The sequence below is a fragment of the Sphingomonas aquatilis genome (assembly GCF_014196115.1).
GTDB classification, from domain to species: Bacteria; Pseudomonadota; Alphaproteobacteria; order Sphingomonadales; family Sphingomonadaceae; genus Sphingomonas; species Sphingomonas aquatilis.
Map to the genome: position 1 here is coordinate 283,569 of NZ_JACIDB010000001.1, position 20,994 is coordinate 304,562.

Annotated in this window: 19 protein-coding genes; 10 read left to right on the forward strand and 9 right to left on the reverse strand. The window is 67.7% G+C overall.

Features of this window, described 5'->3' with window-relative positions; genetic code table 11:
- Nucleotides 1-210: 210 nt before the first annotated feature.
- The 3 genes from GGR47_RS01365 (at nt 211) to GGR47_RS01375 (ending at nt 2,426) form a co-directional block, all read left to right on the forward strand.
- Nucleotides 211-804 carry a hypothetical protein gene (locus tag GGR47_RS01365; protein WP_241890782.1) on the forward strand — a complete coding sequence of 198 codons (594 nt, stop codon included), beginning with the start codon at nt 211-213 and terminating at the stop codon, nt 802-804.
- Nucleotides 805-871: 67 nt separating this feature from the next.
- Nucleotides 872-1,525, forward strand: coding sequence for a trimeric intracellular cation channel family protein (locus GGR47_RS01370; protein ID WP_017977522.1), 654 nt, complete (start codon nt 872-874; stop codon nt 1,523-1,525).
- 85 nt (nt 1,526-1,610) lie between these two features.
- Nucleotides 1,611-2,426, forward strand: coding sequence for a hypothetical protein (locus GGR47_RS01375; RefSeq protein ID WP_147035710.1), 816 nt, complete (start codon nt 1,611-1,613; stop codon nt 2,424-2,426).
- Nucleotides 2,427-2,433: 7 nt separating this feature from the next.
- Here GGR47_RS01375 and GGR47_RS01380 read toward each other — a convergent pair whose 3' ends face one another.
- The 6 genes from GGR47_RS01380 to GGR47_RS01405 form a co-directional block, all read right to left on the reverse strand.
- Nucleotides 2,434-2,979 (reverse strand): hypothetical protein, encoded by a 546-nt coding sequence (locus GGR47_RS01380; protein ID WP_221204563.1) that lies wholly within the window; start codon nt 2,977-2,979, stop codon nt 2,434-2,436.
- Nucleotides 2,976-4,241 (reverse strand): glycoside hydrolase family 28 protein, encoded by a 1,266-nt coding sequence (locus tag GGR47_RS01385; protein ID WP_147035708.1) that lies wholly within the window; start codon nt 4,239-4,241, stop codon nt 2,976-2,978. The genes GGR47_RS01380 and GGR47_RS01385 overlap by 4 nt, the downstream gene beginning before the upstream one ends.
- Before the next feature lie 4 nt (nt 4,242-4,245).
- On the reverse strand, nt 4,246-4,806 hold the full coding sequence (locus GGR47_RS01390) for a GNAT family N-acetyltransferase (protein ID WP_017977526.1): 561 nt from the start codon (nt 4,804-4,806) through the stop codon (nt 4,246-4,248).
- Nucleotides 4,803-6,692 (reverse strand): signal peptide peptidase SppA, encoded by a 1,890-nt coding sequence (sppA, locus tag GGR47_RS01395; RefSeq protein ID WP_147035707.1) that lies wholly within the window; start codon nt 6,690-6,692, stop codon nt 4,803-4,805. The genes GGR47_RS01390 and sppA overlap by 4 nt, the downstream gene beginning before the upstream one ends.
- 97 nt (nt 6,693-6,789) lie before the next feature.
- Nucleotides 6,790-7,578 (reverse strand): energy transducer TonB, encoded by a 789-nt coding sequence (locus tag GGR47_RS01400; RefSeq protein WP_147035706.1) that lies wholly within the window; start codon nt 7,576-7,578, stop codon nt 6,790-6,792.
- Nucleotides 7,575-8,345, reverse strand: coding sequence for a TonB family protein (locus tag GGR47_RS01405; protein ID WP_147035705.1), 771 nt, complete (start codon nt 8,343-8,345; stop codon nt 7,575-7,577). Before GGR47_RS01405 ends, GGR47_RS01400 begins: the two co-directional genes overlap by 4 nt.
- 145 nt (nt 8,346-8,490) lie before the next feature.
- Between GGR47_RS01405 and GGR47_RS01410 the strand changes: the two genes are divergently transcribed.
- Nucleotides 8,491-10,509: an alpha/beta hydrolase family protein gene (locus tag GGR47_RS01410; RefSeq protein ID WP_147035704.1), complete on the forward strand. Its 2,019-nt coding sequence runs from the start codon at nt 8,491-8,493 to the stop codon at nt 10,507-10,509.
- Between the two features lie 44 nt (nt 10,510-10,553).
- Here GGR47_RS01410 and GGR47_RS01415 read toward each other — a convergent pair whose 3' ends face one another.
- Both GGR47_RS01415 and GGR47_RS01420 read right to left on the reverse strand, forming a co-directional pair.
- The gene (locus tag GGR47_RS01415; protein ID WP_147035703.1) at nt 10,554-12,566 is read right to left on the reverse strand and encodes a TonB-dependent receptor; all 2,013 of its coding nucleotides are present in this window, start codon (nt 12,564-12,566) and stop codon (nt 10,554-10,556) included.
- A 67-nt stretch (nt 12,567-12,633) separates the two neighbouring features.
- Complete coding sequence (locus tag GGR47_RS01420; RefSeq protein ID WP_147035702.1) at nt 12,634-12,996, reverse strand: DUF2946 family protein; 363 nt, start codon at nt 12,994-12,996, stop codon at nt 12,634-12,636.
- A gap of 248 nt (nt 12,997-13,244) precedes the next feature.
- Here GGR47_RS01420 and GGR47_RS01425 point away from each other — a divergent pair, with 248 nt between their 5' ends.
- The 5 genes from GGR47_RS01425 to GGR47_RS01445 all read left to right on the forward strand — a co-directional run bounded on the left by GGR47_RS01425 (nt 13,245) and on the right by GGR47_RS01445 (nt 18,391).
- Nucleotides 13,245-14,957: a hypothetical protein gene (locus GGR47_RS01425; protein WP_147035701.1), complete on the forward strand. Its 1,713-nt coding sequence runs from the start codon at nt 13,245-13,247 to the stop codon at nt 14,955-14,957.
- 177 nt (nt 14,958-15,134) lie between these two features.
- The gene (groES, locus tag GGR47_RS01430) at nt 15,135-15,422 is read left to right on the forward strand and encodes a co-chaperone GroES (RefSeq protein WP_017977532.1); all 288 of its coding nucleotides are present in this window, start codon (nt 15,135-15,137) and stop codon (nt 15,420-15,422) included.
- A 78-nt stretch (nt 15,423-15,500) separates the two neighbouring features.
- Complete coding sequence (groL, locus tag GGR47_RS01435) at nt 15,501-17,144, forward strand: chaperonin GroEL (protein WP_043060274.1); 1,644 nt, start codon at nt 15,501-15,503, stop codon at nt 17,142-17,144.
- A 183-nt stretch (nt 17,145-17,327) separates the two neighbouring features.
- Entirely contained in the window at nt 17,328-17,891 is a 564-nt protein-coding gene (locus tag GGR47_RS01440) for a Uma2 family endonuclease (protein WP_147035700.1), read from the forward strand.
- Between the two features lie 38 nt (nt 17,892-17,929).
- Nucleotides 17,930-18,391 carry a DUF3429 domain-containing protein gene (locus GGR47_RS01445; RefSeq protein WP_147035699.1) on the forward strand — a complete coding sequence of 154 codons (462 nt, stop codon included), beginning with the start codon at nt 17,930-17,932 and terminating at the stop codon, nt 18,389-18,391.
- Nucleotides 18,392-18,407: 16 nt separating this feature from the next.
- Here the strand turns inward: GGR47_RS01445 and GGR47_RS01450 are convergent, their stop codons facing one another.
- Nucleotides 18,408-19,445: a mannose-1-phosphate guanylyltransferase/mannose-6-phosphate isomerase gene (locus tag GGR47_RS01450; RefSeq protein ID WP_147035698.1), complete on the reverse strand. Its 1,038-nt coding sequence runs from the start codon at nt 19,443-19,445 to the stop codon at nt 18,408-18,410.
- A gap of 159 nt (nt 19,446-19,604) precedes the next feature.
- On the opposite strand from GGR47_RS01450, the gene GGR47_RS01455 reads away from it, so the two are divergent.
- Nucleotides 19,605-20,993 carry a TIGR03013 family XrtA/PEP-CTERM system glycosyltransferase gene (locus tag GGR47_RS01455; protein WP_017977537.1) on the forward strand — a complete coding sequence of 463 codons (1,389 nt, stop codon included), beginning with the start codon at nt 19,605-19,607 and terminating at the stop codon, nt 20,991-20,993.
- The last annotated feature ends 1 nt before the right edge of the window (nt 20,994 follow it).

The following is a 20,994-nucleotide window of genomic DNA, read 5'->3' on the forward strand; positions in this document are numbered from 1 at the left end:
GCGGCCTTAGCCATATGGCGCGCGATTGACCAGCCGTTCCGCGGTTTTCGCACTTTGGCGATGGAATCCACCGGCTCGTCGCAGGCCAGCGCTGCCGCAATTGTGCCTTGATTGATACCGCGTCGTCTATGTCGTGCAGCGGATACGTCGCGGGAACGACGGCAGACAACACGCACGCTGCAACGGGGGCTTATGCGTCGGTCGGGGTGGATGATGGCAGGGCTGGCCGCGGCGACGGCCACGGGGGCACAGGCGCAGGTCGCGCCGCTTGCGATCCTGACCGCGCCTACGCCGATGGCGGCACAGCGAACGCCGCTGCTCGCGCCGATCGCGCTCGGCGGTACGCTCGATCGCACGACGCCGCTCACCGCACGGCTGCGCCTGCGGGTCGCGACGATGACGACCAGCGCGGGCCCCAATGAGCGCGTGCATCAGCGTCTCGCGAGTTCGATGGTCGAATATTATCCCTTTGCCGACAGCGGCTTCCACCTGTCCGCCGGAGGGCGACTGTACGACGTGCGGGCCGGCGAGCAGGTTGGCAACCGCCCGCTGATGCTGTCGCAGCGTCCGACGCTGGGCGCCGGTGGCGGCCGCATCGGCCTGCGCCGCACCCCGGCGCTGACCTTCGGCTATACCGGCACGATGCTGGCCGACACCACGATCGGGCTGGAGGTCGGCGCGATGAAGGGCCGCGCCTATGAAATCGGTGGTCGGCTGACCCGCCCGACCGCAGGCGAGCGCGGCGGCGTGGGCAATGGCCCGATCAACCCCGTGGTCAACGTCTCGTTCGGCCGGCGCTTCTGATCCGATCCTGCGATCGCGGCACGCGACCCGTTCAATCGCGCCGCCGCTTCGCCTAGGGTCGCCGACGATGCTGCCGCCCTTGCCCCATGGCGAATTGTCCGCCGACCTGATCCTGCCTGCCTTCGCACCCTGGTTCGATGTCGCGGGCCTCGCCGTGTTCGCCGCCTCGGGCGCGCTTGCCGCGGCGAAGCGCGGGCAGACCGCGGTGACGCTGGCCTTCTTCGCGCTGATCACCGGCGTCGGCGGGGGGACGGTGCGCGACCTGTTGATCGGTGCGCCGGTCTTCTGGGTCCACGATCCGCGCGCGGCGACCGTATGTCTTGCGATGGCCGCGGCGATCTGGGTGACGCCCGAACGCTGGTGGCGGGACGAGGCGCTCGCCTGGTTCGACGCGATCGGCCTTGCGGCCTATGCCGTCTACGGCGCGGCCAAGGCGCTGGGCTATGGCATCCCGCCGCTGCCCGCCGCGCTGATGGGCGTGGTGACGGCCTGTGTCGGCGGCATCATCCGCGACGTGCTGGCGGGCGAACCGTCGATCCTGATGCGCCCCGAACTCTACGTCACCGCCGCGGCGCTGGCCTCGGGCCTCTACGTCGCGCTGGGCCTCGTCGGCCTCGCCGGCGCCCCCGCCGCGATCATCGCCGCCGCCGCCGGCTTCACGCTGCGCGCCTTCGCGATCCGCTACCACCTCGCACTCCCCGCCTATCGCGGGCGGGGGTGAGGGCGGCCTGCCGTCGATCCGACACGAATCCGCCACCAACCGCGCGCATCCTGACGCCACCCGCATACGGCGGCTGGAGACGGTCATGCGCAAGACGATCGGTACTTTTCTCGCCCTTCTCACGCTCGCGCCATCTCCAGCGACCGGCCAGACGCCGCGCGATCCGGTTGGCGACCTGTGCGCCGCGCGCGCCGATATCGAGGTGCCTGCCACGCAGGTCTATCATCGCCGCAACGGCGCCACGATCGTCTTCGTCGCGGTCGCGCATGAACATGACGCGCAATCCCCCTCCGCGCAGGCGATCAAGGCGGCATTCGATCGCGTCCACCCGACGATCGTGCTGGTCGAGGGCGCCTCGGCGGACAAGAGCGCCGACCCCGCCTATCGCGCCTTCCTGTCGCAGCGCGCCGCCGACCAGTTTGCGCACGGCCATATCCAGGAGAATCTCTACGCGGTGAAGCTCGCTACCGACGCGAAGACGGCGTTTTCCGGCTGGGATATGAGCCCCCGCGACGAATATCGCGCCGATATCGACGCTGGCTACGACATGCGCGACGCGCTCGGCGCCCACCTGCTGCGCGCGCACGTCGATCCCTTCAGCCCGGTCCCCGCCAATCGCCTCGCCGAGGAGTTGCGGTCGATCCCGCACCTGCGCCAACCCAAGGACTTCGATTTCGCCGCCTGGTATCGCGGCGCTTATGGTGCTCGGCTCGACCCGATGGCCGGCACGCCCTGCGGCACCGGCCCGGCGAGCGCGATCGTCAAATTCGAAAGCATCGCGCGCACCCGCAATCTCGCCCGCCTGATCGATGCGAATGCCACGCCGGGCGCGGTGGTGCTGGTGGAAGCGGGCGCCAACCACTGGCTGGCGCTGCGCGACTATCTGGACCGCACGTCCTGACGGACGGTTAGGCGGCGGGGCGCCAGCAGGGTTCCAGTTGCTTCATGCTGGCCTCGGCCCAGTCCGCCAATGCGCCAACGCTGCTCGAAACGGTGACCCTCGCGCCCTGCGCGTTCGATAAAAGGCGGAGCGTGAACGTCGTTCCGTCCACGGCGACAAGTGGCGGGGGCGGCGGTAGCCGCGGATCGAATTTTGCGGGTGGTGGAAGTACAGACAGTGTGACAGGTACATCGGCCAGCTTTGCAAGCACGCTCATCATCGCAGGACAGGCGACGGCATCGGTCGTCGTCACGGTCAGCCGCCCAAGCGGATTCATGACCTTGCGACGCGCGCGCCAGACCGCCGACGCGCCGTAGCCGCTCCGCCACATGTCGATGATCTCCCATCCGCCACACAGCGAATGATGGGCTACGAGCTGAACATCGTTCATCGCTCTCGGCTCGGGAATGCCTTCCTCCCGCGACGTACCGATGGCCCGATCGATCTGCGTGCAATCGAGCAACCGCTGCGGCGCAGCCGCTTGCGCCGCACCCAGCAGCATGGCCAGGATCATTGCTCCGCCCCCGCGCACGCTGCCCCGACCGTGGCGGCGGGGCCGGTCACGCCCGGCGGAAGCGGCGTCGCGCCGCCCGGTCCGATATGCAGCGTCGCATTGGCGACCTGCCACGGCGTGCCGGCGGGAAAGCGCACGCCGTCCAGCGTCACGTCCAACGGGTGCCGCGCGTCATAGCCGCGCGCGATCAACTGCCCGCCATCGCCCCGCACATTCGCCAGCACGATGTCGCGATAGACTGGGATCGATCCGCCCTGCGCCTTGGGATCGTAGCGCGTGTCGAAATCGATCGGCCGCGCCACCCCGCGCAGGCAGATGTCCTGATAGCGTATGCGCTGCACCAGCCCGCCGCGGCTGGGGTCGCTCTTGATCCGCAGGCCCGATGTCGTGCCGTCGAAGGTCAGCCCGCGCACCAGCACGTCGGACACACCGCTCACCGTCTCGCTGCCGATCGACACGCCGTGCCCGGCATGGACGTGGCTGTCGAGGATCGAGACGTAGCGCACGCCGCCGCCGTTGCCGGCCTTGATCGCGATATCGTCGTCGCCGGTGCTGAAGCGGCTGTGTGCGATCGTCACGTCCTCGCTCGCGCCCGGATCGATTCCGTCGGTGTTGCGGGCATCGGCGGGCGCATCGATCGTTACGCCCCAGGCGGTGAAGCCCCGCACGTGATTGACCGCGACGTGGAAATTCGCCGCATTGGCGAAGCGCGTGGCGTACAGCACCAGATTGCGTCCGCCATCCACCGTCACCAGCCGCGGCACGTTCTGCTTGCCGCCTTCGCGCTGCGCGCGGCGTGCGAGCTGCCACCACGTCTCGGTGCCGCCTGCCATCGCCGCACCGCCCGCGCCGTCGATCGTGCCCGCCCCCATGATCGCCGCATCGGTGGCATCGGCCAGGTGGATCAGCGGGCGACAGCCATGGCCCTTGCCATCGATCGTCCCGCACAATCCCTGTCCGGCGTCGAACCGCCGCGGATCGGGGATCGCGCGCAGCGTCGCACCGGGGTCCAGCCACAGGGTCACGCGCGACGGCATCTCGATCGGCCCGCTCTCGTACAGACCGGGGCCGAGCCGCACCGCGGCCCCGCGACACCGCCGCAACGCCACCTCGATCTCGCGGCTCCGATCGCCGGACGTGGGGGACAGCGTGACGCAAGCGGTGGTGGGCAACTGCGGCTCCACCACGGTTCGCCGATCCTGTGCCGCGGCCGGTGCCGCCGCCACGCCCAACACAAGCACGACCGCAGCATACCGACGCATCGCCTCAGACCCTTACGACACCCACATCCGCGAACCGCTTCGGCTCGGCAGGCGGGCTGGCGGGGTCGGCCAGCTCGCATTGCCAATAGCCCACGTCGATCCACTGGCCCTGTTTGTAGCCGATCTCGCGAAACACGCCAGCGCGGCGGAAGCCGACCGTCTCGTGCAGCTTGATCGACTGGTTGTTGGGCAATGCGATCCGGCCGATCGCCTGGGTAAAGCCCTGCGCGCGCAGCGTGTCGATCAGCGCTTCGTACAGCAGCCGCCCGACGCCCTGCCGCTGCGCGACATCGGCGACGTAGATCGTCGTCTCCACCGCCCAGCGATACGCCTCGCGCTCCGAAAAGCGCGTCGCATAGGCATAGCCGAGCACGCCGCCCGTCTCCGCCCCGTTGGTCGCGACCATCCAGGGGTAGAGCCCCTGCGACGACGCCATCCGCGTCCGCATCGCGCGCGCGTCCGGCGCCTCCGTCTCGAACGACACCGTCCCGGCGAGCACGTGCGGCGCGTAGATGGCGGCGATCGCGCCGGCATCATCCGGCGTCGCGGCGCGCACCCCGATCATGCGCCGAAGCCCAGCTTCGCCAGCACCAGGTCGAACAGCCTGGCGTCGCTGTCGGCGGTCGCGCTCGGCCCGATGCCGCCACATTCCAGGCAGCGCGCCTGCACCGATCCGCTGCGCGCGAGGCGGCTGACGTCGCCCACCGCCTGCGCGACGAGGCCGCGGCGCTCGGCCGCGATCCGCCCGAAGACGTCCGCCGACGGGCTTGCGGCATCGTCGTCGTCCTTGCGGCTGGCCAGCGCGGCGGCGAATTGCGCGGCGGCGCTCGGTTCCTTCTCCAGATATTCGGCATGGACCTTAGCCGGGTCCAGCTTGGCCCGCTTGGCGGCTTCCGCCACCGCATCGTTCAGCCCGCCGAAGCGATCGACCAGCTTGATCTGCCGCGCGGTGCCGCCGTCCCACACGCGTCCCTGCGCGATCGCATTGACCTGATCGACGGTCATGTGGCGCGACTGTGCGACGCGGGTCAGGAACTGGCGATAGCCGTTCTCGATCCCCGCCTGCAGGATCGTGTCGAGCTCGGGCGTGGTGCCGGCAAACACATCGGGCTGGCCCGACAGCGGCGTCGTCTTCACGCCATCCGTCGTGATGCCGATCTTGGCCAGCGTCTTTTCGAACGTCGGGATGATCCCGAAGATACCGATCGACCCGGTGATCGTCGACGGTTCGGCGAAGATCACGTCACCCGGCGTCGACACCCAATAGCCGCCCGATGCGGCCAGCCCGCCCATCGACACGACGATCGGCAGGCCCTTCTGCTTGGCCTGCAGGATGGCGAGGCGGATGCGTTCCGACGCCATCACCGATCCGCCCGGCGAATCGACGCGCACCACCAGCGCCTTCAGGTCCTTCTTGGCGAGGCCGTTCAGGATCAGCTTGGCGATCGTGTCGCCATGCGCGCTGCCCGGGCCGCCTTCGCCGTCGACGATATCGCCCGCGATCGTGATGACGCCGATCGCATCGCCGGTCTTTGGCAGCGGATGCGCCGCGACCCAGCTGTCATAGCCGATGCGGTTGTAGAAGCCCGCCGCCTTCTTGGCATCGCCGCCGACGATGGCCGCGACGCGCGCACCGAAGGCGGTGCGATCGCCCAGCGTGTCGACGATGCCCGCCGCCTTGTTGGCTTGCGCGATGTCACCGCCCGCCGCGACGATCAATGTGTCCGGGCTGGCGAGGAACTGCGCCACCTGTGCCTTCGGCCGGGCCTTGGCGATCGCCTCCTTCCACTGGCTAAAGATCGACCCCAGCAGCGCCTGGCTCGCCTCGCGCGCCTCCGGGCTCTGGTCGGTGCGGGTATAGGGTTCGACGAAGCTCTTGAACTTGCCGACGCGATAGACGTGCGTGGTGACGCCCAGCTTGTCGATCAGCCCCTTGTAATATAGCTGGTTGCCGCCCGGCCCCATGAAGATCGTGCCGCCCAGCGGATTGACCCAGATCTCACTGGCGTTGGCGGCGAGGCGATAGCCCGCATCGGTATAGGCGGTGGCATAGGCCAGCACCGGCTTCTTCGTGTCGCGGAACTTGCGGATCGCGTCGGCCACCTCGTTCAGCGTCGCCGGATAGCCGCCGCCGAAGCGATCGAGGTCGAGCACCAGCGCCTTCACCCGGTCGTCGGTCCGTGCTTCGTCGATCGCGCGCAGCACGTCGCGCGCGCGATACTGGCGCGGCCCCTGCTGGCCCGACAGCATCGCGAACGGCGCCTGTTCCTCGGGCTGTTCGACGATCGTGCCGTTGAGGTCGAGCACCAGCGCCCCCGGGCTGATCGCCTTCATCCCTGGCCGCGCGCTCAGCGCCGCGAACAGCAGACCGAAGAACAACAGCATCGCGATCAGGACCAACCCGTCCTTGATCGCCACCAGCAGCTTCCATGCGCCCCGAACCAGCTTCACGCGATGCTCCTTATCGTTGCCTCTAGCGCTAGAGCAGGCGAAGGCGCCGCGCAACGGGGCGTGTTGGGCCGGTAATACGGATGTAGGCTCCGGTTCGTCAGTTCGGATTGATCCAGCTCGTCTTCTGATAAAAGTAACGGACTTTCCTGTCCGATGGCGAAAACCGGCCACGGGTCATCATGGCGGTGCATGTCGCTGAGTCCAACGACGGCACACCAGAGCTTCTTGCGACCCTGCAGGCGGTCGGCCTGCCGTTCGCATCGACCGTCACCAGAATGCGCACAATGCCCTGCTGACCGCTACGGAAGGCGTCTGCCGGGTAATCGGCAACCTGTATCCAGTCGCGGTTCAGCTGACCTCCCGTGTCGATCATGGCATCGGGATCGGCCCCCCAGGACTTGAGCAGGTCGCGGCCGCACGCCTTCGCGGCAGCGAAGGCTTTGTCGATACCCTCGACTGGCACGGACACCGGAAACATTGCTCCAGCGTCGATCGACAGCTGCTTGGCCGTCCTGATCTGCTGCCATTTTTCGGGCTCCAGCAACAGGCGCAACGCATAGCCGCCCTGCGGCGTCGGCGCAGCGATCCACGACGCTCGCAGCGACGGTCCCGTCGGCGCAAGCGTGATCGTAGCGACGCCGGACTTACCCCGAGACACGGGCGTCGCCGTCAACAGGACGAGGTCGCCGCCGCCGTACACCGGATCGACGTCGATCGCCAAAATCTCAGGCTTCGGCCCATCCCCGAACGCGCGGTTGATGATGCACTGGTTCGGTGCATATTCGACGCCCCATTTCGTCGCCGATCGGTCGACATGCGCCGCCGGAGTCGCGGCTTGCAGGGCGAGGGCGATGATCGCGCCAGCCGGGGCCCCCGCCGTCATCATGGCACCCTCCAGTCGGTGCGCTTAAACACGTAGCGCGTCTCTCGCGACGAGGGTTCGAACTTCGCGCGCGCCATCATGATCCGGCACGTCGTCGCATCGAGCGACGAAGAACGCGAGCTGACCACCACCTTGCAGTCGCGTGGCCGCCCCTTGGGATCGATCGTCAGCAGGATCTTCACCGTGCCCGATTCGCCATTGCGCAGCGCTTCAGGCGGATAGTCCGAATAGCTGATCCAGCTACCGGAGTTATTTGGACCGGAGGTGTCGATCATCGCATCGGGGTCCGCTCCCCAGGATGTCAGCAGCGTCCGGCCGCACGTCTTGGCAGCCGCGATGGCCTTGTCGATCCCTTGGATCGGCACGGATACGGGCGACGCGAACGGCCCCTGGATCGTCAGCGTGTCGCCCGCCGCAATCGCGGCCCAGCCGTCCTGGGTGATCCCGATATCGATCGCCGCCCGCGCGTCCTTTGATCCGCGCGCGAACCACATCTGCTGCAGCGTCGCGTTGCCCGGGGCGACGGTCATCGTGGCAGTGCCGAAAGTCCCCTTCGTCGCAACGCCGGGAACGAGCAGGACGATATTGCCGGTGCCGGTCACCGGACTTGCATCGATGGCAAGGAACGACTTGACCGGGCCGGACCCGAATTGCCGGTTGATGATGCACTGTTCGGGGCTGTAGTCCACGCCCCACTTGCCTGCCGCATCTATACTGCCGCCCGAAGGTGCGGAGGCCTGCAACGCCAGCGCGACCAGTCCGATCATCATGCTTATCCCCCGATATTTTTTGCGAGCCTAGCATTGCGGCGCGCCGCTGCAACGGGAGGCCACTGGCAGAACGATCGCGTCTCGCCTAACCTGCCGCCGCGCACCGCGAAAACGGCGTCGGGTGCAAGTATTGGGGGGAAGATGTATGCGTATCGTGCTGGGCGGCGTGGCGGTGTTGGCGTTGGCGATCGGCGGGGCGGGCGCCTTGCGCGCGCAGACCGGGGCCGGTGCGGTCGATGCACGCGCTTTCGGTGCGCGTGAGGACGTCCGGCAGGTCAGCATTTCCCCCGACGGCAAGCGGCTCGCGATGGTTCGCGCCGCGGCGGGGGCGGGCACCGCGCTCTACGTCGCCGATCTTACCGGCGACGCAACGCCCCGACCGATCCTCACCTCCAGCGGCCGGCCCGATCAGCTGACGGGGTGCAGCTGGTCGACCGCGACGCGGCTCGTCTGCAACATCTCGACGCTGATGACGACCAACGGCATGCGGCTGGGCTACAGCCGCGTGCTGACGCTCAACGCCGACGGCAGCGACATGAAGCCCCTGTCGGGCGAGACGCGCGACCGCATCGACGGGTTCGGCCAGTTCGGCGGCGGCATCATCGATTTCCTCGCCGATGACGCGGCGGGCGGTGATGCGAAGGGCGGTTCGGTCCTGATGACGCGCGATTACGGTGCGCAGATGACCACCGGCTCGATCACCGCGTCCACCGCGTCGGGCCTGGGCGTCGAGCGCGTCGATACGACGACGCTGCGCCGTCAGCAGGTCGAACGCCCCAGCGGCCGCGCCAGCGAATATATCACCGACGGCCACGGCACCGTCCGCATCATGGGCATCACTGCCGCCAGCGACAGCGGCATGCTGCGCGGCCGCACGACCTATATGTACCGCAAGGCGGGCGATCGCAGCTGGCAGCCGCTGTCCGTGGTCAGCGACGATGGCGGGGTATCGCGCGGCTTCGATCCCTATGCCGTCGATCGCGACGCCAATGTCGCCTATGGCTTCGACGATCACGGCGGACGCCAGGCGCTGTACCGCGTCGCGCTCGACGGCAGCCTGAAGCGCGAACTGGTGTTGGATCGCCCCGATGTCGACGTCGATTCGCTGATCCGCATCGGCCGCCAGCAGCGCGTCGTCGGCGCCAGCTTCGCGACCGACCGGCGCGAACGCGTGATCTTCGATCCCGCGCTGAAGGCGCTCGCCGCTTCGCTCGGCCGTGCCTTGCCGAAACAGCCGATCGTCAGCATCGTCGATGCCAGCGCCGACGAACAGAAACTGGTGCTGTTCGCCGGCAGCGACGTCGATCCCGGCAGCTTCTATTTGTTCGATCGCACCGCGAAGAAGCTGTCGCCGATCCTGTCGGTGCGCCCGCCGCTTGGCGGTCGCACGCTCGCCAGCGTCAAGCCGATCAGCTTCAAGGCGGCGGACGGCACGATGATCCCCGCCTATCTCACGCTGCCCGCCGGCAGCAGTGGCAAGGGGCTGCCCGCGATCGTCCTGCCGCACGGCGGCCCCGGCGATCGCGACGAATGGGGCTTCGACTGGTTGCCGCAATTCTTCGCGGCACGCGGCTATGCGGTGCTCCAGCCCAATTTCCGTGGCTCGACCGGCTATGGCGCGGCGTGGTTCCAGAAGAACGGCTTCCAGTCGTGGCGCACCGCGATCGGCGACGTCAACGATGCCGGCCGGTATCTGGTGTCGCAGGGCATCGCCGCGCCCGACAAGCTCGCGATCGTCGGCTGGTCCTATGGCGGCTATGCGGCGCTGCAATCGGCGGTGCTCGACCCGGCATTGTTCAAGGCGATCGTCGCGATCGCGCCGGTCACCGACCTCGAAACCTTGCGCGGCGAACACCGCAACTTCACCAATTTCGAACTGGTCGACGGCTTCATCGGCCATGGCGCCCATATCCGCGACGGTTCGCCCGCGCAGAATGTGGATCGCATCGCCGCGCCGGTGCTGCTGTTCCACGGCGACCTCGACCAGAATGTCGGCATCGGTGAATCGCGCCTGATGGCCAGCAAGCTGCGCGGGGCGGGCAAGCCCGTGACCTTCGTTGAATATAAGGGCCTCACCCACCAGCTCGACGATAGCGACGTGCGCACCGACATGCTCGGCAAGAGCGACGCCTTCCTGCGCACCGCGCTGCATATCGACGGGTAAGGGCTTTGGGAGCCAGCCCCTGCGGCCGGCTCCCCCTTTTGCCTTTAGTTGGTCGCGATGCGCAGCGTCGCCATCAGGCGGCGGCCCGGCATCACCACCAGGTCCTTGTTCAGCGCGGTGCTCAGCCGCTGCGTGTCGTTGGTCAGGTTCTGGCCGACCAGAGCGATCTCCATATTGGGATGCGAGGCGAACGGCCGCACCGCCAGCTGGCCGTCGAGCGCCACGTAACCCGGCGTCGGCGTATCGAACACGCCCGCCTTGTCCTGTTTGCCGGCGTAGATCAGGTTGAACCCGGCATCCAACCGGTCGCCGGTCCAGTTCAGTCCGCCGCCGATGCGATAGGGCGGGATGCGCGGCACGTTGTTGCCATCGTCCAGCGTCGCGCGCGTGTAGTCCGCGAGCACGTTGAACCGGTATACGCCGTGCGACGTGTGGACGAGGTCGTAGCTCGCCTCGCCCTCGAACCCGCGGAAATGCGCGCCCTGCTGGCGGTAGTTCAGCTCGCGCAGGTCGTGATCGTCGTCCTGCGTCGCCTGGCACGCGCCGTCGTCGGTGCAGTACAGGCCGGTCAGGTCGCCGTAGATATAGTTCTTGAACCACGAGCTGTAGACGCTGCCGTCGAAGCGGAACTTGCCCGACCGGATACGCAGCGTGCCCTCCAGCGAATTGGCACGCTCGATCTTCAGCCGGGGATCGCCCGTTTCGAACGTGTTCGGCCCGTCGTGCCCGCCGCGCGCGAACAATTCAGTCAGCGCCGGCGCGCGGCCGGTGCTGGAGAAGGTGACGCCCAGCTTCACCGCGGGGCTGACCGTGTACAGCGCGCCGATCGCACCGCTCAGCGGCGTGTAGCGCGGCGTGGCGGCGACGTTCGACGCGGGCGTGCCGGTCAGATGCACCTGCTCGATCCGGCCCGACGCCTCGACGTGCAGCGGCCCGGCGATCTTCGTGTCGGTGAAGACATATCCCGCGATGCTCTCCATCGTTGCGGGGAACAGGTACGAGCTGTCGTCGCCCACCGCCGAGAAGTTGCGGTGCTGATATTCGACGCCCAGCGCGGTGTTGTCGATGAAGCCGATCCGGTTGGTCAGCAGCTCGGCGCGCGCATTATATTCCTTGTTGCGGAACGTCGTGTCGATCGTGCCGTCCGGCTCCTTTTCGTCATGGCTGTAATTGGCGTAGCTGCCATCCAGGCTCAGCGACTTGAGCACGCCCGATCCCAGCGCGAACGACGATCGCGTCATCACCTTGGTCTGGCGCATGTCGATATAGGTGGTGTCGCTGGGGATGCCGTATTGCGCGTCATATTGCGTGATCGCCGCGCCGACATGGCTGTCCTTGTTGCTCCCGAAGAAATACGACCCGCCGACCGATCCGCCGAAGCCCTTGAAGAAGCTGTTCTGCTGGACGCCCAGCGGTGTGTCGTAATTGCCCTCGTGCCGGCCGAAGCCATCGGCGTGCAGCGCCAGATCGCCGACCGTCGCATCGACCAGCGCCGCGCCCTGATACAGGTTGGACACGGTGCCATAGGTGCCGTTCACCTCGCCCGAGAACGGCCGGTCGGACAGGTGCATCGGCACGCGATCGTTCAGCACGTTGACGACGCCGCCGATCGCCTGGCTGCCATAGCGCAGCGTGCCCGCGCCGCGCACCACCTCGATGCTGCGCGCGGAGAGCGGATCGATCGGCATGCCATGGTCGGGCCCGATGTCGGACACGTCGGAGGAGCTGAGGCCGTCTTCCAGGATGCGCACGCGCGTCGCGTCCATGCCGCGGATGATCGGGCGGCTGGCGCCGGTCGCGAAGCCGGTCGCGGCGATGCCGGGCACCTTGGCCAGCGCATCGGAAATGCTCGCGCCGCCGGCCTTCAGGATGTCCTCGGCATCCACCTTGGCAGAGATGGCGGGCGTGTCGTCGCGATCGTGCTGGATCGGGCTGGCGGTCACGATGATGTCGCGGCCGGTGTCAGCCGTCTGGGTGGCGGGCGCGGCGGTCTGGGCGAGCGCGCAGGCGGGGAACAGCGCGGCGCTGGCCGCGCCGAGGAACAGGAAAGAACGCATCGACGTCTCCGGGAAATCGGGCACAGGCGCGCATCGGCCGCAATCGGCGACGCGCGAGGGGGAGGGATCAGAGCGGAGAGTCGATCGGCGGCGCGCGACTGCGCCAGCCATGGCCGCGCGGCGCGGGCAGGGGATAAGCGGCAATGGCTTGGACGGGCCTGATCGCTGCAGCGGGCACCGCCGCGATCGCCGTCGGCACCGTATCGGGCAGCAGCGGTTCGAACGCCGCGCGCGCATAACAGAGCGCGCAATCCGCGTCCGCCGTCGCCAGCGTCGTCGACCGGTCCGTGCCGTCGCGCGCGGTGGCATGCAGCGGATGGACATGCGCCTGTGCGATGCCCCCCCCGCCCAGCAGCGCACACAACGCCAGCAGCGCAAGCATCAGCACGCCCGGCTGCGGCCGGCGCTGGCAGGGTCGCGTGTGTCTCATCCCGCCCCGTCCCGACACGAGCAAAGCTGTCTGAAAGCTGAACAAGAGACAACATATCATGCTTGTCATGTTGCCCCACGCGCAAGTCGCTGAAATTGCTTACAGGTGCGGATTGCGGCCGGATCGTCGTCGCCTGTCATCATGCCGTCGCACGCCGCGCGCAGACTGCACCGCCATCGGATTCGGATCGTTTCGGACGGGGCACATTGCTGTTACGATCGCGTCGAACCGCAAGGGGACCCAAGGCCATGATCCGCGCCCGCTGCCACGCCGTCCTGCTCGCCTGTACGATAGCGACCCCCGCCGCGGCCCAGCAGGCGACGCCCGCGTCCCCGCCTGTGACCCAGGCGGGCGACAAGGCTCCCGGCCCGGACATCGTCGTACAAGGGCTGAAGGACCGCAAGCGCGGCACGTGGCGCCGCGCCGACGCTGCCCATGTCGTCGTCTATAGCAAGGGAAGCGCCGACGAACTGATCCGCGTCACCCGCAACATCGAACGGCTGCACCAGCTGCTGACCCGTCTGTACCGGCGGGGCGGCGGCGCCGACGATATGGTCCGGCCGCAGATCACGCTGCTCGATCCCGACACCGATCTGTCGAGCCTCGGTCTGCAGAATGCGCGCTGGCAGCAGGGGCCGTTCATGGCGCCCTTCGCGGGCACCGTCTATTATGACCCGCGCGAGGATGGCGAGGTGATGGCCGTGTCGCGCCGTGCCGGGTCGATCAGGCTCGATACGCCACTCGCCCGTACCGCGGCCTGCGACGACGCGGTGCAGAATGCGGACCCGGATTCGAACGCGACGATGACCTGCTCCCGGTCCGCCGTCCGCCAAGCCCCGCTCGCGCTATCCTGGGAACAGGCGCTCTACGCCGCCTACGCCGAACGCTTCATCCTCACCTATGCGCCGGCCAGCGATCCGCGCTGGTATCTGGATGGCATCGGCGCACTCTTTTCCTCGATCGCGATCCGGCCCGACGGCGCGATCGACTATGCCCGCGTGCCCGATCAGTTCCAACAGGTGCTGACCGCCTATGGGCCGGCTGACGTGGCCGGCGTCCTGACAGGCCGCTACCTGACCGACACCGGCGACGCTGCGCGCTGGTCCCCCTATCACGCGTGGCTGGTCAGCCACTTCTTCCTCTATTCGGCGCTGTCGCCCCAGCGCAGCGACCAGTTCCGGCGCTACATGGCGGCGGTGCGACAGGGCAAACCCCTTGCCGAAGCCGCCACGGTCTTCGGCGACCTTGCTGCCTTGCAGCGGGAGATCGGCCGGTACGCGCGCCGCGACTTCGCCTACGCCCATGGCCAGGCGCCGCAGCCTGATGTGCCGCCGCCCGCCGTCACGCAACTCTCGCCCGCAGACTCCGCACTGGTCGAGGCGCGCCTTGCGCTGGGCGGCCGTGGCGACGGCTGGCTCGACACCATCCGCGCCGCCACCACCGGTATCGACGATCCCGACGCGTTGCGCGTCGCCGCGACGGCGGAATGCGGCAGCGGACATGCCGACGCCTGCCTCGCCGCCGCCGATCGTGTGCTGGCCGGCCGCCCCGACGATGCCGCGGCGCTCGCGTCGAAGGGGCGCGCGCTGACGCTGAAGGCAATCGCCGCGACCGGCACCGATCGGACGACCGGCCTCGCCGCCGCGCGGCAGCTTCTCGCCCGGGCGATCACGCTCGATCGGGACGCGCCCGCGCCGCGACTCGCCTATGTGCGAAGCTTTCTCGACGCGGGGCAGGCGCCGCCCGACGATGCGCTGCTCGGCCTCGCGCAAGTGATCCGCCGCGTGCCCGCCGCACCCGTGCCGCGCCTGCTGCTCGCCGAATCGTTACTGAAACAGGGCAAGGCGGATCTCGCCGGCCGTGTCGCCTTCTCGTTGACGCATGGCCCGTTCGATTCCCCGGAACGACGCACCGCGGCGACGCTGTTCGCCTCGACCGGCACCGCTGCACGCGGCATCTAAGTCGCCGCTTTTCGGGCCAGCGCGACGAGCCGCGCCAAAACGTCGACGACTTTCTTCGGTTCCCGTCCCGCCGATCTCTTGACGGTCCCCGGCCCGCGACACATATCCCGGCCGTTGGCACTCGCGCATCGTGAGTGCCAGATTTTTGTAACACTGACTGAAAAGAGGGACTTCGCAATGAACTTTCGTCCGTTGCATGACCGCGTCCTCGTCCGCCGTGTCGAGGCGGAAGAGAAGACGGCCGGCGGGATCATCATCCCCGACACCGCCAAGGAAAAGCCGCAGGAGGGCGAGGTCGTCGCCGCCGGCACCGGGCTGAAGGCCGAAGACGGCAAGGTCACGCCGCTCGACGTCAAGGCTGGCGACCGCATCCTGTTCGGCAAGTGGTCGGGCACCGAGGTGAAGGTCAACGGCGAAGACCTGCTGATCATGAAGGAAAGCGACATCCTCGGGATCGTCGGCTGATTGTGACGTGCAGGGCCGTTTTTGGCCCTGACGTACTGTCCACTTCCACAACTTCCAATTTTCGAAAGGGTAGCCACCATGGCAGCCAAGGACGTAAAATTCGGCCGCGACGCGCGTGAACGCATTCTGCGCGGCGTCGACATCCTCGCCGACGCGGTGAAGGTCACGCTGGGGCCGAAGGGCCGCAACGTCGTGATCGACAAGAGCTTCGGCGCGCCCCGCATCACCAAGGACGGTGTGTCGGTCGCCAAGGAAATCGAGCTCAAGGACAAGTTCGAGAACATGGGCGCGCAGATGGTGCGCGAAGTGGCCTCGAAGACCAACGACATCGCCGGTGACGGCACCACCACCGCGACCGTGCTCGCCCAGGCGATCGTGCGCGAAGGCATGAAGTCGGTCGCCGCCGGCATGAACCCGATGGACCTGAAGCGCGGCATCGACATCGCCGTCGCCAAGGTGGTCGAGGACGTGAAGTCGCGCTCGAAGCCCGTTTCGGGTTCGTCGGAAGTCGCGCAGGTCGGCATCATCTCGGCCAATGGCGACAAGGAAGTCGGCGAGAAGATCGCGGAAGCGATGGAGAAGGTCGGCAAGGAAGGCGTCATCACCGTCGAAGAGGCCAAGGGTCTCGAATTCGAGCTCGACGTCGTCGAGGGTATGCAGTTCGACCGCGGCTATCTGTCGCCCTACTTCATCACCAACCCGGAAAAGATGACGGTCGAACTGAACGACCCGTACATCCTGATCCACGAGAAGAAGCTCAGCAACCTGCAGGCGATGCTCCCGATCCTGGAAGCCGTCGTCCAGTCGGGCCGCCCGCTCCTGATCATCGCCGAGGACATCGAGGGTGAGGCTCTGGCCACGCTCGTCGTCAACAAGCTGCGTGGCGGCCTGAAGGTCGCAGCGGTCAAGGCACCGGGCTTCGGCGATCGTCGCAAGGCGATGCTGGAAGACATCGCGATCCTGACCAAGGGCGAGATGATCTCGGAAGACCTCGGCATCAAGCTCGAGAGCGTCACCGTCGGCATGCTCGGCACCGCCAAGCGCGTCACGATCGACAAGGACAACACCACCATCGTCGACGGTGCGGGTGAAGCCGATGCGATCAAGGGCCGCACCGAGGCGATCCGTGCGCAGATCGAGAACACCACCAGCGACTACGACCGTGAGAAGCTGCAGGAGCGTCTCGCCAAGCTCGCCGGCGGCGTGGCCGTGATCAAGGTCGGCGGTGCGACCGAGGTCGAGGTGAAGGAGCGCAAGGACCGCGTCGACGACGCGCTGCACGCGACCCGCGCGGCCGTCGAAGAGGGCATCGTCCCCGGCGGTGGTACGGCGCTGCTGTACGCGACGAAGGTGCTCGAAGGCGTCACCGGCGCCAACGAAGACCAGACCCGCGGCGTGGACATCGTCCGCAAGTCGCTGACCGCGCTGGTGCGTCAGATCGCGCAGAACGCCGGCCATGACGGCGCCGTCGTTTCGGGCAAGCTGCTCGACCAGACCGACACGTCGTTCGGCTTCAACGCTGCGACCGACCAGTATGAAAACCTGGTCGCCGCCGGCGTGATCGATCCGACCAAGGTCGTCCGCACCGCGCTGCAGAACGCAGCCTCGGTCGCCGGCCTGCTCATCACCACCGAGGCGACCGTCTCGGAACTGCCCGAGGACAAGGCTCCGGCCATGCCCGGCGGCGGCGGCATGGGCGGCATGGGCGGCATGGACTTCTGATTTGGCATCGGGGCAGGCACTGCCTGCCCCGAAGACCAAATCAGAACGGCCGGCGGGTCGGCTTCGCCGATCCCGTCCGACGTCACGGCAGCGGCTCCGCCGCTGCCCGCCAAGCAAAACAGGGGCCGGAGGAGCGATCCTCCGGCCCTTTGTTTGACCCCATAGTGGTGGTACGCTCGGGCTATGGAGTACGCATCCTCCTATGATCCGATCACGGCCGGGGCGTTTGCCCAGTTCGGCTTCCCCGAACACCTCAAATGCGAATTGGTCCACGGCATCATCCGCAGACGTAACGACCGCACTCCCGCCCAAGCGAAGATCAGCAGCAACGTCCTGACGTACTTGCGCAGCAAGCTTCGTGGGACCGACCGTCGGCCTTACGGTTTCGACACAGGCGTCCGTGTCACGGATGCCGACGTCCGCTACCCGGATGTCAGCGTCTGTTACGACAGCTCCGCTACTCACTGTCGTGAGGTGCCGCGCGTCCTCACTGACCCGATCGTTATAATCGAAGTCTGTTCAGGCTCGACCGGCCGCTTCGACGAAACTGTGAAGCTCGGCCAATATCGACACCTGCCGTCGCTCGACACGATCGTCTTCGTCGATCCCGAAGCGGAAACGGCCCGCGTCGTCCAGCGACTCGGCCCCCAGTCATGGCGTGACGACCTGTTCGCCCAGCCCCACGACGTCATGCTGCCGGCGCTCGACCTGACCATCCCGCACACCGAAATCTTCGCCCGGGACTGACCCCGCAACCCCATCGCCGCCCGCTCGTTACGCCGGCCATGAACCACGACGCGACCCGCACCGACATTCCCGCAGACGGTGCCATCCTCGGCTACGGACCGATGCTGCCACTGGTCGCTGCCGGGATCGGCGCATGGCTGCTGCCGCCGCCCTGGCCCTTCTGGGCGACGCATCTCGGCATCATCTGGGGCGCCTTGATCCTTGCCTTCATCGCCGGGGTACGGCGCGGCTTCGGCTTCGGCAATCCGGGCGCGTCGAAGCCGGTCGAGATCGCGACCTGCATCGCCTATTTCACGCTCGCCGGTCTGGCGCTGGTCGTCGAACAGGCGTCGACGGCGCTGCTCCTGCTGCTCGTCGGCTATGTCGCGGCGGGCTTTCTCGATCGCCGCGCCGCGATCGCCGGCAACGCACCCGCTTATTTCGCGGCGCTGCGGCTCCGCCAGCTGCTGATCGGCGCGGCCGGCATCGCCGCGCTGTTCGCCCGGGCCGTCATCGCCTGACGGCCCGGCGCGTCGCTTACTTCTGCATCGCCTCGATCAGTTTCTTGACGTCCTGGCTGCGACCGCGCGGCACTATCATCACGTCGTTGCCGCACGCCACCACGATCAGATCGCTGACGCCCACCGCCGAGATGCGGACGCCGTCCGATCGGATCAGGCAATTGTTCGTGTCGATCGCCAGCACCTCGCCGCGATGGTGGTTGCCACGCTCGTCGCACGGGCTGATCGCCAGCAGCGCGTCCCAACTGCCGACATCGCTCCAGCCCATCGCCACCGGCACCACGGCGACGCGATCGGCGCGTTCCATCACCGCATAGTCGATCGAATCCGACGGCGACGCCCCGAACGCGTCCGCATCCGGATAGACCCGCACGCCCTCGCGCCGGGCTTGCCGCATCGCCGTCTGCGCGGCAGTCAGGATCGCCGGAGCATGCGCCGCCAGCGCGCCCAGGAACATGTCGGCGCGGAACAGGAAGATGCCGCCGTTCCACACATGGTCGCCCGCCGCCAGCATCGCCTCGGCACGGTCGCGCGGCGGCTTTTCGACGAAGCGCGCGACGCGATGCACGCCTTCGGCCAGTGGGTCGCCCACCTGGATCCAGCCATAGCCGGTTTCGGGCGCATCGGGCGCGATCCCGAACGTCACCAGCCAGCCATCCGCGACCATCGGCATCGCGGCGTCCACCGCGGCGCGAAACGCCTCGACATCCGCGATGACGTGATCGGACGGCATGACGAGCAGCGCGTCCTCCGCCCCCGCTGCCAGCGCCGCCAGCGCGATCGCCGGCGCGGTGTTGCGGCCGACCGGTTCCAGGATCACCGCCTGCGGCTTGGCGTCGGCGGCCGCGAGCTGTTCGTCGATCGCATCGGCGTGCCGCGCATTGGCCACGACGATCGGCGCCGCAAACGCCTCGCCATGCGCCCGCCGCGCAGTCAGCTGCAGCATCGTCTCGTCCGCCGTCAGCGGCAGCAGCTGCTTTGGCATTTCGGGGCGCGACATGGGCCACAGCCGGGTGCCCGATCCTCCGGAAAGGATCACAGGAACGATCGTCATATAGGTCAGGCAACTCCTAGGAGGTCTTCTCCTAAACGAGAAAAGACCGGAAACGTAACGATAATCCTCGCCGCTTGTTCAAGCTTTCTTCGTATTTTTCTGCGACGCCGCTGACAGCCTGTCGGAAAAGCTTACAGGACGGCGTCGGAGGAGCCGGGCATGATCCGCCTGTTCAAGCATTACGTGCCGCATGTCGTGCTGCTGCTCGGCCTGGTCGACGCGCTGTTGCTGGTGCTGGCCGGCGAACTCGGCTGGGTGCTGCGCGCCTATCAGATCGGCATGCACGTCGATCCGATCACGACGCGCCTGCCGCAATTGCTGTCCTTCGCCTTCGCCTTGCAGGTCGCGCTGATCGCGGTCGGCGCCTATGGCGTTGCCTCGCTCCTGTCGCTCCGCTTCGCGGCGGCACGGCTGGCGGTGGCGCTGCTGATCGGCGTGTCGTGCCTGTCGATCCTGTTCTTCCTGATCCCGCCGCTCGCGCTGTGGCGATCGAACCTCGCCTATGCGACGCTGATCGCGGCGGTGTTGCTCGTGATCGTCCGCGGCGTCGTTGGGCGTCTCGTCGGCGGAGACCTGCTCAAGCGGCGCATCCTCGTGCTCGGGGCGGGCGCGCAGGCGAACCGGATCCGCGATCTGGCGCAGCAGCCCGGCGCCAACGTCATCGTCGCCGGCTTTATCGCGATGCGCGATGGCGAGACGGTGGTGCCGGATGCGATCCCGCGCGGCGCCATCCCGAATCTCGCCGCGCACGTCCTCGACCATCAGGTCGCCGAGGTGGTGCTGGCGCTGGAGGAACGCCGCAACGCGCTGCCGTTGCAGGACCTGCTGCGCGTGCGCACCACGGGTGTCGCCGTTACCAATATCTCCAGCTTCCTCGAACGCGAGACGGGGCGGATCGATCTCCGCTCGGTCAACCCGTCGTGGCTGATCTTTTCGGACGGTTTCGCCTCGGGCCGCATGGTGTCGAGCGCCTTCAAGCGCGCCTTCGACGTCATCGCCAGTCTGGTGCTGCTCGCCTTCACGCTGCCGATCATCCTGCTGACCGCAGTGGCGATCCGCCTCGAATCGAAGGGGCCAGCCTTCTACCGCCAGCGCCGCGTCGGCCTGTACAACCAGGGCTTCGACATTCTGAAGCTGCGCTCGATGCGTCAGGATGCCGAGGTGCCGGGTCACGCGGTCTGGGCGGAGAAGGACGATCCCCGCATCACCCGCATCGGCCGCATCATTCGCAAGGTGCGGATCGACGAACTGCCGCAGGCCTGGTCTGTCTTGAAGGGCGAGATGAGCTTCGTCGGCCCGCGCCCCGAGCGCCCGCAATTCGTCGCGCAGCTGGAACAGCAGCTGCCCTATTATGCCGAGCGGCATATGGTGAAGCCCGGCATCACCGGCTGGGCGCAGATCAACTATCCCTATGGCGCGTCGATAGAGGATGCGCGCCACAAGCTCGAATACGATCTCTATTATGCCAAGAACTATTCGCCGTTTCTCGACCTGCTGATCCTGTTGCAGACGTTACGCGTGATCCTGTGGCCGTCGGGCGCGCGCTAGC